The sequence below is a fragment of the Streptomyces sp. NPDC005438 genome, from assembly GCF_040606315.1.
Taxonomy (GTDB): domain Bacteria; phylum Actinomycetota; class Actinomycetes; order Streptomycetales; family Streptomycetaceae; genus Streptomyces.
Genome location: NZ_JBEXEP010000002.1, coordinates 268,013 through 280,709 on the forward strand (window position 1 = coordinate 268,013; position 12,697 = coordinate 280,709).

The window sequence follows — 12,697 nt, forward strand, 5'->3', positions numbered from 1 at the left end:
CACCCGGCATCGGGGGGTGTCGCGGCGGACCCGGCGTCGAGTGGCCCGCGGGGCGCGGCGCCGTCGGATGGGATCGGCGGTGACCGTGGTCAACCAGCCCACGGCTCGCCCAAGTTGTGTCGAAAGGCCCGCCCGGGTACGGGAGGGCCTTTCGCCTGTGCGCCCACCAGTCGAGTACGGGCCCCTCGCCTCCCGACCCGCCCGGGCGGTCACCGAACGGAACGGGCCCCGTCGGCGCGGCCCTCACCCGGTCCGGCCCCGGTCCACCGCCGTTCCGGCCCCGGTCCGAAGTCAAGGTGACGCCTTTTCGGCCGTCACCCGTGGGTGGGACCCGGGGGCGGTTCGTACGGCGGGGCCGGCCACCTTCTGGGCCCGCTCCCGGTCGTACGGACGGACGCGCGCCCCCCGGTGACGGCTCGCTGACCTGGGGTTGGTCCGTGGTCGGTGCTCTGTCCACGGGCTGAGGGGGCGCGTTCGCCCTTACCGGGGCGGGCGCGTGGGGGACGCGCGGGGGAGGGGGAAACTGGTTGAGGGACGAAGCATCCCCCTTCAGGGGCTAGGCTGGAAACCCCCCCTCGGGCCGGTCCGTACCCCCCCCACGGACCGGCCCGCTTTTCTCTCCTCCCCCTGCCCCGCCCCCACCCCTCCACCTCGGCCGGGGGCGCGGCGGCTCAACTCTCGCTGCTGCGGGCCCAGATGTTGGCCCCCGGGGCGGACACCGCGTACCCGTCGATCCGGGCCAGCTCCTCCTCGGTCAACGCCGGCGCCCCCAGCGCGGCCACGTTGTCCTCCAGCTGCCGCACACTGCTCGCCCCGATCAGCGCCGAGGTCACCCGGGCGTCGCGCAGGACCCAGCTCAGCGCCAGTTGCGCCAGCGACTGTCCACGGTCCCGGGCGATCTCGTTCAGCGAACGCAGCTGGCCCACCACCTCCTCGGTGAGCAGCCCCGGGTCCAGCGACTTGCCCTGGGCGGCACGGGAGCCGCCCGGGACACCGTCGAGGTACTTGTCGGTCAGCAGCCCCTGGGCCAGCGGGGCGAAGCAGATGCAGCCCATGCCGGCCTCGTCGAGGGTGTCCAGCAGGCCGTCCTGCTCGATCCACCGGTTGAGCATGGAGTAGGAGGGCTGGTGGATCAGTGGCCGCACCCCCATCTCCCGCAGCAGCTGGACCGCCTGGCGGGTGCGCTCGGAGTTGTACGAGGAGACGCCGACGTACAGCGCCTTGCCCTGCTGGACCGCCGAGGCCAGGGCACCCATGGTCTCCTCCAGCGGGGTGTCCGGGTCGAAGCGGTGGGAGTAGAAGACGTCCACGTAGTCCAGGCCCATCCGGGACAGCGACTGGTCCAGGGAGGCCAGCAGGTACTTCCTCGAACCCCATTCGCCGTACGGCCCCGGCCACATGTCGTAGCCGGCCTTGGTGGAGATCACCAGCTCGTCGCGGTACCGGCGCAGGTCCTGGTGGAGCACCCGGCCGAAGTTCTCCTCGGCCGAACCGGCCGGCGGGCCGTAGTTGTTGGCCAGGTCGAAGTGGGTCACGCCGAGGTCGAAGGCCCGGCGGAGGATGGCCCGCTGGTTCTCCAGCGGGCGGTCGTCCCCGAAGTTGTGCCACAGGCCCAGGGAGACCTCCGGCAGCTTCAGGCCGCTGCGGCCACTGCGGCGGTAACGCATCGAGTCGTAACGGCTGTCCAGGGCACGGTGGTGTGGTGCGTTGAGGCTCATGCCCTCTTCCTACCAGCGCCCCGGCGGCCCACACCCGCTGGCCGGTAAGCACCGGCCGGCCACTGTCGGTTCAGCCGTCAGAGCGAACAGCAGTAGGGTTGCGGGGTTCGACTCGGCGAGGAGGGCTGGTCATCGCCATGCGGCTTTCACTCGGGGGAAGCCCCCCCTACCCCCGGTGGTTCCGGGATCTGGTCTACCGCTTCTACGCGCACCGGGTGGAGGACCGCCTCGACACCTCGCAGGTCCCCAAGCACATCGGCGTCATCCTGGACGGCAACCGACGGTGGGCCCGCGCCAGCGGCGGCACCACCGCCCAGGGGCACCAGGCCGGTGCCGAGAAGATCCGGGAACTCCTCGGCTGGTGCGAGGAGACCGAGGTCAAGGTCGTCACCCTCTGGCTGCTGTCCACCGACAACCTCAGCCGGCCCGAGGAGGAGCTGCTGCCCCTGCTGGGCATCATCGAGTCCACCGTCTCCGACCTGGCCGCCGACGGACGGTGGCGGGTGCACCACGTCGGCCAGCGCGACCTGCTGCCGGACCACACCCGCAAGGTCCTCAAGGAGGCCGAGCAGCGCACCGGCGAGGTGGACGGCATCCTGGTCAACGTGGCCGTGGGGTACGGCGGCCGGCAGGAGATCGCCGACGCGGTGCGCTCCCTGCTGGCGGACGCCTCCCAGCGGGGCGCCACCCTGGACGGGCTGGCCGACACCCTGACGGTCGAGGACATCGCCGAGCACCTCTACACCCGGGGCCAGCCCGACCCCGACCTGGTGATCCGCACCAGCGGCGAACAGCGGCTGTCGGGCTTCATGCTCTGGCAGAGCGCCCACTCCGAGTACTACTTCTGCGAGGTCTTCTGGCCGGCCTTCCGCAAGGTCGACTTCCTGCGGGCGCTGCGGGACTACGCGGCCCGCCACCGCCGCTACGGCGGCTGACCTCTCCCGGAAGCCCCCGCCTCAGCCCGGCGGCTCCCGCCCTCGCGCGCCCACCCGTACCGGCCGCGTCCCGCCTGCCACACCGGCGCCGGGTCCGCCACCGGAGGTCGGCCGTACGCGTGCCGGGTAACCCGTTGTTCACCTGGTTCACCGAAGCGTGCCCGGGGGTGGCGCATGGTGGCGACGGATACCGGGCATATCCCGGTCAGGCCGGCTTCACCATGGAGTTTCGGCCATCGGGAGGCCCGTTTGCAGAGCACGGACGACCGCACGGCCCCGGGGAGTACTTCCGCTCCGGCGGCTGATCGGACGTGGTGGCGGGCCGGAGTCCGGCCCGCCGCGCGGTGCCGGCCCGGTCTCATCCACAGCGACGCCGTCGCACCCCGACCTCGTCCGAGGGGGTTCGTCTACCCGTGGTGACCAGCAAGAAGCGCCGGGACTCCGAACGGCGCACCTATGTCATCGACACCAGCGTCCTGCTCGCCGATCCGTCGGCCATGGCCCGATTCGACGAACACGAGGTGGTTCTGCCTCTGGTCGTCGTCACCGAGCTGGAGGCCAAACGGCATCACCCCGAGCTGGGCTACTTCGCTCGCCAGGCGCTCCGACTGCTCGATGAGTACCGCGTCCGGTTCGGTCGGCTCGACGCCCCGCTCCCCATCGGGGAGTTGGGCGGCACCCTCCGGGTGGAGCTGAACCACGCCGACGTGGGGGTGCTGCCGGCCGGGTTCCGGCTGGACGACAACGACTCCCGCATCCTCGCGGTGGCCCGCAACCTCCAGGCCGAGGGGTACGACGTGACCGTCGTCTCCAAGGACCTGCCGCTGCGCATCAAGGCATCCTCGGTGGGCCTGCTCGCCGAGGAGTACCGCGCCGAGCTGGCCATCACCGACTCCGGCTGGACCGGGATGGAGGAGCTGACCCTGCCCGGGGAGGACATCGACGCCCTCTTCGCGGTGGGTCGGATCTCCACCCCGCTGGTGGACGAAATGCCCGTGCACACCGGGCTGGTGCTCCAGTCCGAGCGGGGGCGTGCCCTGGGCCGGGTCACCGGCGACGGCGGCATCCAACTGGTCCGGGGCGACCGGGACGCGTTCGGCATCAAGGGGCGCAGCGCCGAACAGCGCGTGGCCCTGGACCTGCTGCTGGACCCCGAGGTCGGCATCGTGTCCATGGGCGGCCGGGCCGGTACGGGCAAGAGCGCCCTGGCCCTGTGCGCCGGGCTGGAGTTGGCGTTGGAGCGGCGCCAGCACAGCAAGGTGATGGTGTTCCGCCCGCTGTACGCGGTGGGTGGCCAGGAGCTGGGCTACCTGCCGGGTTCCGAGGCGGAGAAGATGAGCCCCTGGGCGCAGGCGGTCTTCGACACCCTCAGCTCGGTCACCTCCCGGGAGGTCATCGAGGAGGTCGTCGGCCGGGGCATGTTGGAGGTCCTGCCGCTGACCCACATCCGGGGCCGTTCCCTGCACGACGCCTTCGTCATCGTGGACGAGGCCCAGTCCCTGGAGCGCAACGTCCTGCTGACGGTGCTCTCCCGGGTGGGCCAGGACTCCCGGGTGGTGCTCACCCACGACGTGGCCCAGCGCGACAACCTGCGGGTGGGTCGGTACGACGGGGTGGTGGCCGTGGTCGAACGCCTCAAGGGGCACCCGCTGTTCGCGCACATCACCCTCAACCGTTCCGAACGGTCGCCCATCGCCGCGATGGTGACCGAGCTGTTGGAGGAGGGGCGGGGGCTGACGGACTGACCCCGGGGCGGCCCGCCCTGACACCGCGTCGCACGCGGATCACTCTGCGCCAGCCGGCCCGAGAGGGCCCAGCACTCTAGCGGGAGTTGGTCCGCGTGCGCCGCTGTTTCCGACAAACCCCATGAGCAAACCCGATGTGAACTTTCACACCCCGAGGTGAATTGCCCAAAGGCCGACGCGTCCGGCAGGGTGTGGGTCTTGTCAGGCCCCGCGCGCGGCACTTGGGCATCCCTGGGGGTGTCCGCACCAGAGCACCACCAGAACTCAACAGCCGAAACCGCCGCGCGCCGCCCGAGAACCACGCGGGTCCCCGTCAGGGGTCCCACCGGGCCCGTACCTCTCGTGACCACGTAGGAGAGAGGTCTGTGTCAGGGGCAAGATCCTGCGCCCGCGAGGTCACCCCACGGGCGGTGTTGGAAGGAAACCGTGTGAGCCGGATTTCGGTCCGGGGATTCGCAGTGGCGTCAGCTACCGCGGTCACCACAGTAGGCGCCGTCGTCGGTGTCGCCGCCGGGAACCAGCAGGACTCGGCAGGGGACGTCGAGGCAACCGCCGCCGACTCGAACCTCCTCGCGGACGTACCCGCGGGCGAGCAGGCCCACATCCAGAACGCCTCTCTCACCCAGCAGGCCGACGACCTGGCCGCCAAGGGTGCGGACGCCGCGAAGAAGTCGGCCGAGGAGGCCGCCCGCAAGCAGGCGGCCGAGGACGCCGCGGCGAAGAAGGCGGAGAAGATCGCCGCCAAGAAGGAAGCGGCGGCCAAGAAGGCGGCGAAGGAGGCCTCCGAGCGCGAGAAGGAGAAGTCCTCAGCCTCGCGGGGCAACGACCGCGCCGACTTCGGCGACGTCAAGGGCTCCTACACGGTCGGCCAGGTGCAGTCGATGGCCCGGGAGATCGTGGGCTCCGGCCAGTTCCAGTGCTTCAGCAACATCGTGAACAACGAGTCCTCCTGGAACTACCGGGCCAGCAACCCCTCCTCGGGTGCCTACGGTCTGGTGCAGGCACTGCCCGGCAGCAAGATGGCCTCGGCCGGCGCCGACTGGCAGACCAACCCGGCCACCCAGATCAAGTGGGGCCTGAACTACATGAACGACCGCTACGGCAGCCCCTGTGGCGCCTGGAGCTTCTGGCAGGCCAACCACTGGTACTGAGCCGACGGTTCACCTACCTCAGCGTCGCCCCCGCCCGGTTCCCGGTCGGGGGCGACGTGTGTCTGTCGGGGTGTCCGTGAGGTCCGGGGCGCGGGTGAAGTGGGGGGCGTGAGGCGGTGAAGGAAGGGAACGTGGTCGCGTGGGGCAACCCCGGCGGTCGGTAGGGTCGTCCCTTCCAGGGCAGTGTGTGCGTCGATGAGGCGGATGCGAGAGCGGGGGCGGAGGAAGCGGGATGGCGAGCAGGTTGGACATGCTTCGGTCCAGGGCGGCGCGGGTGAGTGAGCGCCTGGCCGAACGCTGGCGTGAGGGGGGCGGTCACGCCCCCGGTGAACCGCCCCGGGAGCCGGAGCCTCCCCCGGAGCCCAAGATTCCGGCACCGCCGAGTTACGCGCCGACCGTGGCGGCCCGCCCCGAGCCGGCCTCCGCCGTCCCCTGGGGCGTACGGGTGGCGGCCGAGGCCGGCTGGCGGCTGCTGGTGATGGCCGGGGTGATCTGGGTGCTGATCCAGGTGGTCAGTGCGATCAGCCTGGTCGTACTCGCCTTCTCGGCCGGGCTGTTGATCACCGCGCTGCTCCAGCCCACCGTGGCCCGGCTGCGGAGGACGGGGCTGGGGCGCGGGCTGGCCACGGCCATCGTCTCCGTCAGCGGCTTCGCCCTGATGGCGTTGGTCGGCTGGTTCGTGGTCTGGCAGGTGATGGACAACCTGCCGACTCTGGCCGACCGGGTGCAGGACGGCATCAAGGAATTGAAGACCGCCGCGCTGAACAGCCCCTTCCATGTCACCGAGGGGCAGATCAACGACATCGCCGACAACCTCAGCAACTGGATCGGCGACAACAGCAAGGAGGTGACCAGCGCCGGGCTGGAGGGCGTCACGGTCATCTTCGAGTTCCTCTCCGGGATGCTGCTGGCGGTCTTCGTCACCCTGTTCCTGCTGTACGACGGCGAGCGCATCTGGAAGTGGACCCTGAAGTTCGTGCCGGCCACCGCCCGGGACGCGGTCGCCGGGGCCGGCCCGCGCGCCTGGACGACCCTGGCCGGCTATGTGCGGGGCACGGTGATCGTGGCCTTGATCGACGCCATCTTCATCGGTCTGGGCATCTACATCCTCGACGTGCCCATGGCCGTGCCGCTGGCCGTGTTCATCTTCCTGTTCGCTTTCATCCCCATCGTCGGTGCCGTGGTCTCCGGTGCCCTGGCCGTGGTGGTGGCCCTGGTGACCAACGGGGTGGTGACCTCGCTGCTGGTGCTCGGGGTGGTGCTGTTGGTGCAGCAGATCGAGAGCCACATCCTCCAGCCGTTCATCCTGGGCCGGCTGGTACGGGTGCACCCCCTGGGCGTGGTGCTGGCCGTGGCGGGAGGCAGCCTGATCGCCGGCATCCCCGGCGCCGTGGTGGCCGTACCCCTGGTGGCGGTGCTGAACTCGGTCTTCGGCTACCTGCGCAGCTACTCCCACGCACGGCACGGCCTCGGTGAGGGGCCACCGGAGGGGACCCTGGTGGCTCCCGCCCCGGCGGGGGCCGTGGTGGTCGCCGAGACCGCCGGGGTGGACGACACCCAGGCCGCCGGGGACGCGGGCGGCACGTCGGGGTCGGGCGCGCGCCGTTCCGGCTCCGGGCCGACCTCCGGTACCGGTGGTGACTGAGCCGGCCGGCTGACGGGACCGTACCGGTGGCCCCGCCCTCCCCGCAGGACCGGGGGGCGGGGCCACCGGCGTACGCGCCCGTACGGCGTGGACGAGTTGCCGACACCCTGTCGGCGGGTTTCCCTGGGGAGAGCGACGCGATTCCTCAGCCCCGCATGGGAGGGCGCCCGATGTCCCCGCAGACCCCCGCCCACGGCTACACCACCAACAACGTCGGTATCCCGGTGGAGAGCGACGAGCACTCGCTCACCGTCGGATCAGACGGTCCGATCCTGCTCCAGGACCACTACCTCATCGAGAAGATGGCCCAGTTCAACCGCGAACGGGTCCCCGAACGGGTGGTCCACGCCAAGGGAGGCGGCGCCTACGGGACCTTCGAGGTCACCGGTGACGTCACCCAGTTCACCAAGGCCGACTTCCTCCAGCCGGGCAAGCGCACCAGGATGCTGGCCCGCTTCTCCACGGTCGCCGGAGAGCAGGGCAGCCCGGACACCTGGCGCGACCCCCGGGGCTTCGCGCTGAAGTTCTACACCGAGCAGGGCAACTACGACCTGGTCGGCAACAACACCCCGGTCTTCTTCGTACGGGACCCGCAGAAGTTCCAGGACTTCATCCGCAGCCAGAAGCGCCGCCCCGACAACGGGCTGCGGGACAACGACATGCAGTGGGACTTCTGGACCCTCTCCCCGGAGTCGGCCCACATGGTGACCTGGCTGATGGGTGACCGGGGCATTCCCCGGACCTGGCGGCACATGAACGGCTACGGCTCCCACACCTACCTGTGGGTGAACGGCGGCGGCAAGCGGTTCTGGGTGAAGTACCACGTCAAGACCGACCAGGGCATCGACTTCCTCACCCAGGAGCAGGCCGACGAACTGGCGGGGGCCGACGGCGACCACCACCGCCGTGACCTGTTCCAGGCCATCGAGCGGGGCGACGCCCCGAGCTGGACGATGTACGTCCAGGTGATGCCCTTCGAGGACGCCCCGGACTACCGGTTCAACCCCTTCGACCTCACCAAGGTGTGGCCGCACGGCGACTACCCGCTGATCGAGGTCGGGAGGATGACCCTCAACGAGAACCCCGAGGACTACTTCGTCCACATCGAGCAGGCCGCCTTCGAGCCCTCCAACCTGGTGCCGGGCATCGGCCCCTCGCCGGACAAGATGCTGCTGGGCCGGCTGTTCTCGTACCCCGACACCCACCGCTACCGCATCGGCGCCAACTACGCCCAGCTGCCGCCCAACCGGGCCGAGGCGACCGTGCGCTCGTACGCCAAGGACGGGGCGATGCGCTACGAGCCGTCCCGAGCCGCCGCGCCCTACGCGCCCAACTCCTACGGCGGGCCCGAGGCGGACACCGCGCGGTTCGGTGAGCCGGCGGGCTGGGCGACCGCCGGGGAGATGGTGCGGGAGGCGTACACCCTGCGCAGCGAGGACGACGACTGGGGCCAGGCCGGCACGATGGTGCGCGAGGTCCTGGACGACGCGGCGCGGGAGAGGTTGGCCCACAACATCTCCGGCCACCTGAAGAACGGGGTCACCCCGCCGGTGCTCGCCCGGGCCCTCCAGTACTGGCGGAACGTCGACAAGGAACTGGGCGACCAGGTGGCGCACCGGGTCAACGGCGGCTGATCACAGGACGGTTGACGGTCCGTCAGAAAGCGGCCGGTGGCGGGGAGACATGCTCCCCGCCACCGGCCGGGCGCTTTCCGTCAAGGGTTTCGACAACTGCAAAACCTCGCTGACCAGGGATGTTCGGGGTTCCTGAGATTCTTGACGCCCTTGACATGTACGGAGCACCGTGGGGTCATGCCCACCAAGAAGACGCGAGCCCTGTTGGCCACGGCCACCGCTCTCACCGCCGCCACCCTCGTTGCCGTACCGTCGGTCGCCCAGGCGAACGTGACCGGTGACAGTGGCACCACCGCGAAGCACGGCGTCGAGTGGTTCCAAGCCGAGAAGGGTCTCAAGCAGACCGGTTCCATCAACCAGAACACCGCCAAGGCGCTCCAGAAGGCCTCGGACAAGGAACTGCGTCAGACCTTCCACACCGTCAACGACCTGCCGCCCGCCGAGCTGGAGAACGCCCGCACCGTCATCGGTGTCGGCAAGGGCGCCAACATCCCCGAGCAGGGCCAGGTCATCGCGCTGATGACCGCCATGCAGGAGTCGAAGTTCGTCAACTACCTCGAACCGGTGGACCACGACTCGCTGGGCATCTTCCAGCAGCGTCCCAGCACCGGCTGGGGCACCCCCGAGCAGATCACCCACGTCCCCACCTCGTCCAAGTCCTTCTACGGGGTCGCCCCCTTCGGCAGCAACCCCGGGCTGATCCAGATCGCCGGCTGGGAGTCGATGCCTCCGGGTGACGTCGCCCAGGCGGTCCAGCGCTCCGCCTACCCCGACCGCTACGCGCAGTGGGAGCAGTTCGCCCGCGACCTGCTCGCCCAGGAGGGCCCCTCCGTGGAGCCCATCCCCTGACCGCGCGTTCGGTCCCCCGGCCGGCGCGCTGACGGCCACCCCCCACACGTGCCCCCGGTCCGTTCACCTACCTCCTCCTGGTGAGCCGGCCGGGGGCCGCCTTGTGGTCGGGGTGCCCTCCGCACCCGGCGCCCCGCGTCAACTCCGCCCTCCCGTCGACCTCTTGGCGGGAGGGCGATGCTCGGCTAAAGTGATAGCACATTGCTAGAAAAGAGCTGGCACAGTGAGCCGGCTCTGGAGGGGGAGACCCATGGACGTACGACAGACCGAGACCACCGCGGTGGACGCTCCCGATATGCCCAAGCCCCAGGTCAGGGAGAAGACCGCGCACAGCGTGCCCGGAGCCCTGGCCCTGGCGGTCGGACTGGTGGGCTTCCTGCTGGGAGTGGCGTCACTGGTCGCCGGCGGCGTGCTCGCCAGCCACGGATCGGGCCCGCTGGGCGCGGTGCTCATCGTGCTGGGCGTACTGGTGGTGATCGCCTCGATCTTCGCCATGTGCGGGCTCAACATGGTGGCCCCCGGGGAGGCGCGGGTGGTCCAGCTGTTCGGCCGCTACACCGGCACCATCCGGGTGGACGGCCTGCGTTGGGTCAACCCGCTCACCACCCGCCACAAGATCTCCACCCGGGTACGCAACCACGAGACCGCCGTGCTCAAGGTCAACGACGCCTACGGCAACCCCATCGAACTCGCCGCCGTCGTCGTCTGGCAGGTCGAGGACACCGCCCAGGCCACCTTCGAGGTCGACGACTACGTGGAGTTCGTCTCCACCCAGACCGAGGCCGCCGTACGCCACATCGCCATCGAGTACCCCTACGACGCCCACGAGGAGGACCGCCTCTCCCTGCGGGGCAACGCCGAGGAGATCACCGAGAAGCTCGCCGTCGAACTGACCGCCCGCGTCCAGGCCGCCGGCGTGACCATCATCGAGTCCCGCTTCACCCACCTCGCCTACGCCCCCGAGATCGCCTCCGCCATGCTGCAACGCCAGCAGGCCGGTGCCGTGATCGCCGCCCGACAGAAGATCGTCGAGGGCGCCTGCGGAATGGTCGAGGACGCCATCTCCCGTATCGAGGCACAGGACTTCGTGGAGCTGGACGAGGAGCGCAAGGCGGCCATGGTCAGCAACCTGCTGGTGGTGCTCTGCGGTGACCGGGCGCCGCAGCCGGTGGTGAACTCGGGGACGCTCCACCAGTGACGCCGTCCTCCGCTGACGAGAGCGAGCCGGACCAACCGGCGCCCAGGTCACGCGGACAGCGCCGCAAGCAGGTGCTGCTCAGGCTGGACCCGGCGATCTACGACGCCCTCGCCCGGTGGGCGTCGGACGAACTGCGCAGCACCAACGCCCAGATCGACTATCTGCTCCGTCGCTCCCTGAAAGAGGCCGGCCGCCTGCCGAAGGCGGCCAAGCCCCACCCCCGCCGGGGTCGCCCCCCACGGGAGGAGGGCTGAGCCCGGAACCGCCGGTGCGCCCCGCCCGAATCAGGCGGGGCGCACCGGCAGTTCGGGCGTAGAGCCTCGGCTCGGGGCCGGCCGGAGTGGATGTCTAGTAGGGCGAGACCTTCTCCCCCTTGGGCACCCGGTAGCACGCCGAGATGACGCGCACCGTCAGCTTCGGTGGGTCGTCCTTCGCGTAGTGGACGACGTTCACGCTGAACCCTCTGCCGTCGTGGTCGGCGACGAGGCCGAGGTTCTGGTTGGGGCTGCTGTCCCGGCCGTACGACCTGATCTCCCACCCGTCCTTGGACAGCGTCCTTTTGAGGTGCGCCATGACCTCCTTGAGCTGAGGTCGGTCCTGTTCGGGCGGGGTGAGGCTCCAGGTGTGCGTCATGCGGAAGTGCCGTTCCCGGTCCCTGTTCTCGCAGGGAGTGGCCCTCGGTCCGGTGTCCGTGGTCTTCCCCTTCACCGGGATGAGGTCGAGAATCTCGCTGGACACCTTCTTGGTGCGTTCTTCGACGTCGTTCTGCGCTCTCGTGCCGGCAAAGGGGACCCGCTCGGAACTCTTTGAATCAGAGGAATTCTGATCAGCCATCGCACATCCGGTCAGCAGGAGGGCGAGGGCAAGGGTGGCAGTGGTGATATTTCTCCATGCCGGTGCTGGCTCAACGCCTGACGTGTCAGTTTCCATGGTTTCCGTTCCGGTACTCGCTGTGCCCATCCGCGGAACCAGTCCGCCCACCTTTCCAGTTGCCTTCACCCGTGATGATCTGGTGTGCCCCGAACGCTTCGTCGCGCGGAATGAATCCCGGCTCCACCTCGGTACCGCCACTGGTGCCTACCGTGACCACATCTGCCGATGTCAGAACCGGATCTCCTTCCGCCTCCTGGTTCCACACGCGCTCCTTGGGAACGTCCGGTTCATCTGCCGATCCGACCCGGACGCCGGAGTCGCCAGCGAAGTTGGCGTCGTCCGCGCTGGGGTCAGCCTGGCGAGCAACGGAGCCGATGAGTGTGGTCCAGTGCCCTGTGGCTGTCCGGTGCGGTTCGGGAACCCGTGTGTGCGATGTGTCCAAGCCGTTCATGAAGTGGTGCCATTCTGGTGCGCATTCGGTTTCGGTACCGTTCTTACGTCGGTGATTTCCCGACTTCTTCGGCGTCCTGAGGGGTTTTCGAATGTCAACGCGCACTTTCTGGCCTTGTTCGCGGCAGACGGCCAGCTGTTCTCGGATGGCTTGAGTCCCCCGGGGCGCCGCCCGGGCCAGTCAGGCGTGTTCTGTTGGAGACATCGTGATGGAGCCCTTCCCGTTTCTCTTCGAAGGCCACTTGAACTTCCCATACCTGGTGTCATCTTGTGCGTGGGTATGCCGCTGAATCTTCGTCACGGTGTCGGCTCAGGGAACTAGTGTCGCGTCCCGAGTAGGCGGTGTCTGAGGATCGGGAGAACTGCCGAGGCCAGATGTCCGGCAAGTCGCATGACAGCCACGTGACTTGTTGCGCTTCCGGTGCCTTAGCGGGCCCGGTGCCTCACGACGGTCTGGAGAGGTCTCCGTATGGGGACCGCCCCGTCTGCCCACCGCTCC

General features: G+C 69.7%; 11 protein-coding genes. 8 read left to right on the plus strand and 3 right to left on the minus strand.

The window, feature by feature from the left end; genetic code table 11:
• Window positions 1-671 precede the first annotated feature (671 nt).
• Window positions 672-1,718: an L-glyceraldehyde 3-phosphate reductase gene (gene mgrA / locus ABZT14_RS05990; protein ID WP_356297708.1), complete on the minus strand. Its 1,047-nt coding sequence runs from the start codon at window positions 1,716-1,718 to the stop codon at window positions 672-674.
• A 137-nt stretch (window positions 1,719-1,855) separates the two neighbouring features.
• Between mgrA and ABZT14_RS05995 the strand changes: the two genes are divergently transcribed.
• The 8 genes from ABZT14_RS05995 (at window position 1,856) to ABZT14_RS06030 (ending at window position 11,129) form a co-directional block, all read left to right on the plus strand.
• Window positions 1,856-2,653, plus strand: coding sequence for an isoprenyl transferase (locus tag ABZT14_RS05995; RefSeq protein ID WP_356297711.1), 798 nt, complete (start codon window positions 1,856-1,858; stop codon window positions 2,651-2,653).
• A 413-nt stretch (window positions 2,654-3,066) separates the two neighbouring features.
• Complete coding sequence (locus ABZT14_RS06000) at window positions 3,067-4,398, plus strand: PhoH family protein (protein ID WP_356297714.1); 1,332 nt, start codon at window positions 3,067-3,069, stop codon at window positions 4,396-4,398.
• 458 nt (window positions 4,399-4,856) lie between these two features.
• Entirely contained in the window at window positions 4,857-5,549 is a 693-nt protein-coding gene (locus ABZT14_RS06005) for a transglycosylase SLT domain-containing protein (RefSeq protein WP_356297717.1), read from the plus strand.
• Window positions 5,550-5,781: 232 nt separating this feature from the next.
• Window positions 5,782-7,194 (plus strand): AI-2E family transporter, encoded by a 1,413-nt coding sequence (locus ABZT14_RS06010; RefSeq protein WP_356297720.1) that lies wholly within the window; start codon window positions 5,782-5,784, stop codon window positions 7,192-7,194.
• Window positions 7,195-7,364: 170 nt separating this feature from the next.
• The gene (locus ABZT14_RS06015; protein WP_356297723.1) at window positions 7,365-8,828 is read left to right on the plus strand and encodes a catalase; all 1,464 of its coding nucleotides are present in this window, start codon (window positions 7,365-7,367) and stop codon (window positions 8,826-8,828) included.
• Between the two features lie 177 nt (window positions 8,829-9,005).
• Complete coding sequence (locus ABZT14_RS06020) at window positions 9,006-9,677, plus strand: peptidoglycan-binding protein (protein WP_356297726.1); 672 nt, start codon at window positions 9,006-9,008, stop codon at window positions 9,675-9,677.
• A gap of 250 nt (window positions 9,678-9,927) precedes the next feature.
• Window positions 9,928-10,875, plus strand: a complete 948-nt coding sequence (locus tag ABZT14_RS06025; RefSeq protein WP_356297729.1) for an SPFH domain-containing protein — start codon at window positions 9,928-9,930, stop codon at window positions 10,873-10,875.
• On the plus strand, window positions 10,872-11,129 hold the full coding sequence (locus tag ABZT14_RS06030) for a hypothetical protein (RefSeq protein ID WP_356297732.1): 258 nt from the start codon (window positions 10,872-10,874) through the stop codon (window positions 11,127-11,129). The genes ABZT14_RS06025 and ABZT14_RS06030 overlap by 4 nt, the downstream gene beginning before the upstream one ends.
• Before the next feature lie 94 nt (window positions 11,130-11,223).
• On the opposite strand, the gene ABZT14_RS06035 is transcribed toward ABZT14_RS06030, so the two are convergent.
• On the minus strand, window positions 11,224-11,709 hold the full coding sequence (locus tag ABZT14_RS06035; protein WP_356297734.1) for a hypothetical protein: 486 nt from the start codon (window positions 11,707-11,709) through the stop codon (window positions 11,224-11,226).
• A gap of 85 nt (window positions 11,710-11,794) precedes the next feature.
• Window positions 11,795-12,199 carry a hypothetical protein gene (locus ABZT14_RS06040; RefSeq protein ID WP_356297737.1) on the minus strand — a complete coding sequence of 135 codons (405 nt, stop codon included), beginning with the start codon at window positions 12,197-12,199 and terminating at the stop codon, window positions 11,795-11,797.
• Between the last annotated feature and the right edge of the window lie 498 nt (window positions 12,200-12,697).

Bases quoted from the DNA above. Each gene is read 5' to 3' on its own strand.
- mgrA (WP_356297708.1), bottom strand. From the start codon at position 1,718: ATGAGCCTCAACGCACCACACCACCGTGCCCTGGACAGCCGTTACGAC.
- ABZT14_RS05995 (WP_356297711.1), top strand. From the start codon at position 1,856: ATGCGGCTTTCACTCGGGGGAAGCCCCCCCTACCCCCGGTGGTTCCGG.
- ABZT14_RS06010 (WP_356297720.1), top strand. From the start codon at position 5,782: ATGGCGAGCAGGTTGGACATGCTTCGGTCCAGGGCGGCGCGGGTGAGT.
- ABZT14_RS06015 (WP_356297723.1), top strand. From the start codon at position 7,365: ATGTCCCCGCAGACCCCCGCCCACGGCTACACCACCAACAACGTCGGT.
- ABZT14_RS06020 (WP_356297726.1), top strand. From the start codon at position 9,006: ATGCCCACCAAGAAGACGCGAGCCCTGTTGGCCACGGCCACCGCTCTC.
- ABZT14_RS06025 (WP_356297729.1), top strand. From the start codon at position 9,928: ATGGACGTACGACAGACCGAGACCACCGCGGTGGACGCTCCCGATATG.
- ABZT14_RS06035 (WP_356297734.1), bottom strand. From the start codon at position 11,709: ATGGCTGATCAGAATTCCTCTGATTCAAAGAGTTCCGAGCGGGTCCCC.
- ABZT14_RS06040 (WP_356297737.1), bottom strand. From the start codon at position 12,199: ATGAACGGCTTGGACACATCGCACACACGGGTTCCCGAACCGCACCGG.